Raw genomic sequence first — 1,189 nt, 5'->3', positions numbered from 1 at the left:
CATAGGGGCTATTTTTATTGGTCCAAGAATAAATTTCGGGGTGTTATTTTGAGAGGTTATGTGTTCGAGAGAGATAATCAGGGTGCGGCGTAAAGCAGCTAAGAGGGCGGCGGCAAAAACTGAGTGCAACACCTGACCCTTTCGGTAAGGTGCTGCCCCTATGTCAATGTCATCAACCTAAGCTGCAGCCCTGCCCAAGGCAAGCCCCCCGAAGCAGCCAGCCGCCATGGCCGTCGGGCGATGACCAGGCCTCTGCCGCTCAATCAGGCGGTCTAGCTGGGCTGGCGGTGATGTGATCATCGTCTGTTCCGGCTGTCTAGGCGAGATTTCTCGTTCTCCGGACGAGCCTATGCCGACCGCTTGTGGCCAGCTTTTTTGCACGGAGGTTGGGCGGTGGTGTTTCTTCAGCGCGTCGGTTTGTAGCCCTCACAACCTCGGCTGGCTGCGCGTTTGCGTTGGCGCGCAAAGCTACGGCCTGAGCGTACGGCACTGAGGCTTTTAGCCATCAAGGCCAGCACATTGCTCAGCCCCTGAGCACAGTGCCGCACCAGCAGCTCGACCAGGGTATTTTTGAGCCGTGACACGCCTTGGGTGAAGTTGACTTTCCATCGCAGCTTGCGACCTTTGTGGCGCTGTTCGATGACCGGCTGTAGCAGGTGCTGCATCAACAGCGCCAGGTTCTTCAACAGTTGAGCGGCATGAAAGTCCTGCTTTACAGCGGTCACGCTGCGGCCGCTGAAGTTGTCCAGCGTCAGGGTTTGTTTGAGGCGACGGAAATCGGTTTCGATGCCCCAGCGGCGGTGGTAAAGCTCGGCAAACACCTCAGCGGGAAAGGCTTCTCGATCCAGCAGCGAGGTCAGCAATACTTCGCTTTCGCCGTTGGCCAACTCGACCCGGATCAGTCTCAGCTCGATCTGGCTGGCAGGATCAACGCCAGCCTCGGAGCAGAACAGACGTGCTTCAGGATGGTTGGCCACGAAAAGCTGTGTGTCTTCAACTTGGCCAGAGTGTAGAAACGCTTTGACCTGGGCGTTATAGCCACAGGGCAGGCGCATCAGAAAGTGCCGCTGTTGCTGCGCGAACAGCGCGAATAACCAGTGCCCAGGGTAACCACGGTCAAACAGCGTCAGGCTGTCAGCCGGCAGGTGCTCAAGGTGCAGATGGGCACAGTCGCGCTCGCCGACGGTCA

1 pseudogene is annotated in these 1,189 nt (G+C 58.0%); it reads right to left on the bottom strand.

What is annotated here, in order from left to right:
• Positions 1-404: 404 nt before the first annotated feature.
• Positions 405-1,189 (bottom strand): annotated as a pseudogene (locus C722_RS24390) (IS4-like element ISPa1635 family transposase); the annotation flags it as partial.

It is taken from the genome of Pseudomonas sp. 313, from assembly GCF_000316965.1.
Lineage (GTDB): Bacteria > Pseudomonadota > Gammaproteobacteria > Pseudomonadales > Pseudomonadaceae > Chryseomonas > Chryseomonas benzopyrenica.
This window is presented reverse-complemented; position numbering and strand designations above follow the sequence as displayed.